Annotated in this window: 2 protein-coding genes; both read right to left on the reverse strand. The window is 32.9% G+C overall.

The features are described 5' to 3' along the window. A partial coding sequence (pbpC, locus tag ABY298_RS15345) for a penicillin-binding protein 1C (RefSeq protein ID WP_372746928.1) occupies window positions 1-2,144 on the reverse strand: 2,144 nt, incomplete at its 3' end. A 43-nt stretch (window positions 2,145-2,187) separates the two neighbouring features. After that, on the reverse strand, window positions 2,188-3,987 hold a 1,800-nt coding region (locus ABY298_RS15350; protein ID WP_372746929.1), incomplete at its 5' end, for an alpha-2-macroglobulin.

The following is a 3,987-nucleotide window of genomic DNA, read 5'->3' on the forward strand; positions in this document are numbered from 1 at the left end:
TTGGAATGAATAATTTTTAACACCAATCCGTTGTCCGATTCTTTAAAATCTTTTGTAAGGTAAAAAGTGGTATTGTCTTTTGGAACTAAAAATTCCATTTTTGATTGGCTGTCACCACTACAATCACTTCTAAAATTTGGTAAATTTTTATAAAACGGATTCTTTTTTTTATAGTAATACTCTTGCAACGGAGGCAACACAAACCAATTTTTATGCACAATATTAGATAACAATTCACACGATGTATTTACTTGAAATTGTTCATTTTTATCTAAATGCACCAATTTGTGATATGGGCAAGGAGCTGTTTTTAAACCTGATTGCTGTATAAAAGTTAATTTTTTGTCATCACAAAAATCACTTGCTCTGTACCCACTTTTACTACAAACCTCCACCTCAACCATCTCATCAAAAGGTTTTAAAAACCAATTACTTTGTGGTAATACATTAAACACATCAAATAAAATTGGAGCTGCCGCTGAAATTCCAACTAACCCAGGTCTTCCTTCTCCATCTGCATTTCCAACCCAAATACCTACAACATAATCTTTGGTGGTTCCAATTGCCCAAGCATCTCTAAACCCAAAACTTGTACCTGTTTTCCAAGCTATTTTGTTAGCAGAATCAAAGAAATCCCATTTATCTTCTCCTTCTGGCCTATTTACTTCATTTAAAGCTTCAAAAGTTAAATAAACTGAACCTGCATTAAACACGGTTTTTTGGGTTGAAATTTCACCAAAGTCTGGTTTAAAATCTGCTAAATACGATGGCTCTAAAAATTCATTTTTAAAATACTTTCCATTGGTTTCTTCAAAATGATTTATGGTTGAAGCCATGGCGCCATAACTTTTACATAAATCCCATAAATTACTTTCGGCACCACCTAAAATTAAAGACAATCCGTAATGATTTGCTCCGTATTTTACATCCTTCAACTTCATTTTTTTTAAATACTCATAAAATCTTTCTAAGCCAAAACTTTGCAACATTCTAACTGCCGGAACATTTAAAGATCTTCCTAAAGCTACACTAGCAGGAACAGCTCCATCAAATTCTTTGTTGAAGTTTTGCGGATTGTAACTTCCTATTTGAGTAGGAATATCCGCAACCAGCGTATTTGGTAAAATATCGCCCGCATCTAACATTGCCGAAAATAAAAATGGTTTTAAAATACTTCCTGTACTTCTAGCTTTTGTTATAATATCAACATCTTTTTGATGATTATTTGTGGTAGGAGCATTTCCAACATATGCTAACACTTTACGCGTTTTAACATCTAAAACCAACACCGCTATATTATGAATTTGATTTTGACTTAAATCTAAATAATTGTTTTTAACAATCTGATTTACTGTTTGTTGAAAGTGATATTTTACAGATGTCCTCACCCGCTTTCCGTGATAATTTAACGAAGCATTTTGCAATAAATGCGGTGCAACTTGTGGAATAGCTACTACTTTCTGTGGTAATTCTTCTTCAATCGCTAATTGATATGTAAGGTTATCAATAATATTTTTATCGTGTAATTTTTTTAATAAACGGTTGCGTTTTTGTTTCAATCGTTCTTGATTTTTACCCGGATAAATTAAACTTGGAGCGTTTGGCAACACTGCTAAAGTAGCGCTTTCTGCCCACGATAAATTAGTAGGAACATTTCCAAAATAACGCCAAGAAGCCGCATCTAACCCTACAACATTACTTCCAAAAGGTGCGTTTGAAGCATACATTGCTAAAATAGCTTCTTTGGAATAGCCAACTTCTAAACGTGTTGCTAAAATTAGTTCTATCAATTTTTCAAAATAGGTACGCTTTTGGTTTTTACGTGCTAACCGAATTACTTGTTGCGTTAATGTACTTCCGCCTCTTTTTACCCGCTTCGATTGAAAATTTTGATAAACAGCTTTAAATATTGATACTGGATTAAAGCCTGGATGTTTATAAAAATAACCATCTTCAAACTGAATAATACATTGTTTAAATTTATTGGGAACACTATCATTTTGTGGAAAACGCCATTGACCATCTTTGGCTATTTGAGCACCCAATAAATTACCTTCAACACTTTCAATAACGGTGGAAGTTGGGTTTTTAAACAACTTTTTGGGCAACATAAAATAATAAGCCGTTAACAATATAACGGCCATTATTATTTTAAATTTATGTTTTTTAATTAATTCCATTAAAAAATTACTGCTTCACAACCTCAATCCATTGTCCTTTGGTTCGCGTAAAATAATCATTATCGTACATGGCTTCAGCTTGCAATCCGTATAAATAATAAGCTCCTAAATACGATGCATTTAACAACACTTTAAAAGTTTTTGTTTCGTTTCGTTTTAAATCGAAATAAAAATTAACACGATCATCTTTAATATCTGTATAATTAGCACTGGCAGCGGTTGCACTTCCAAAATCGGTAAATCTGGTGTTAACAATTTCCCATCCTGATGGAAATAGTTGCGTTAATGCTATATTTTGAACTGCTTCTTGTTTTAAATTACTGATAACAACTTGGGCTTCAAACTCAGTTCCTTGTGCTAATTTAGAAACATCCATGTATTTCCCATCAGTATCTTTATAAACTACACTAACGCCCAAACCTCGCTTTTCAATAATTTCTTCACCTAAAGGTAAAATTCCACTGGTTATAACATTTACAAAAACCAAGTTTGCTTCTTTATTTACTATTGAAACCGTATTTTCACCTTCTTTAATTGGTAATTTACGCTGTGCAATTGCAAATTTAGAATCTATACTTTCTGCTTTATTCGCATTCACCGTGTATTGCAATTTTATAGATTTCCCTCCATTTATTTCAACCATTTTAGCCATTGAAAGCAAACTATAAGCCGTTGTTTGAGTACTCATCCAACTATTTGATGATAAACGTTTTGCAATGTATTTAGCCAATTCTTTTGAAGTTGAATTACCCGTTAACAACATGGTTTCCATGGCCATTGCTCTATTTCTATCTATAGATCCGTACGTATAATAATCGCCGTAATTACTTTCAAAATTTAAATTGGCTGTGTTGGAAATTTTAATTGCCGCTTCTTTTTGTCCGGCTAAAGCATACGCAGCTGCCAAACGCCATTTAGCATCGTTAGATAAACCACTATATTCTCGTAAACGGTTCATAGATGATAAATCGGGATAACCAGCCAATGCCAACGTATACAATCTGTACGCTTGGGATAAATCGGAATAATTACTTCCTGAACGCCAATCTCTGGCAGCTTGTTTTTGATATTTTAACCAATTCGAAATAAATGTTGGCGGTAAAACATAGCCTTTTTTAGATGCTTCTATCATAAAATGACCTGCATAACTTGTTCCCCAATCATCAACAAAATTTTGACCTAACCAATAGCTTAATCCACCATTTGGTAATTGAAAATTACCCAAACGCTCAATAGCTTCTTTCATATTTTTAGCAATTTCTTGCTTTTGTTGATAGGTAATATCAAAAATATCATTTAAAAATAGTTGTGGAAATACACTAGATGTTGTTTGCTCCACACAACCATGTGGATATTGAATTAAATACTGCATTCTACCAGAAAAATCCATTGGAGGTAAAGTAGAAAATTCAATAGATGCAAAATTACTTCCTTTTACTCCAAATGTTGAAAAATTAATAGTTTGTGTGGCATTTGGTGACAATTCTACATTTGTTGATTTTGATGAAACAGGATTTGGATTTACCACATCAATTTCAACTTTATACGTAGATCTTTCTCCGTTTCCTTCTGCAATAACTTCAATAATTCCAATACCTTTTACGTTTGAAACATCTAACTCAAAGTTTACCATTTTTTCATCGGGATTTGTAAATGAAATGCTTTTTGATGAAGCTCCAACTACTTTTATTCCTTTTGATAATTTCAAACCAATTTGCACGTTTTTAACCTTATTTTCCAGAGCAAAAACCGTAACTGGTAAGGTAACTTTTTCACCCGGACTTAATTTACGAGGAAGCGAAGCCAA

Source organism: Lutibacter sp. (assembly GCF_041596795.1).
Taxonomy (GTDB): Bacteria; Bacteroidota; Bacteroidia; order Flavobacteriales; family Flavobacteriaceae; genus Lutibacter.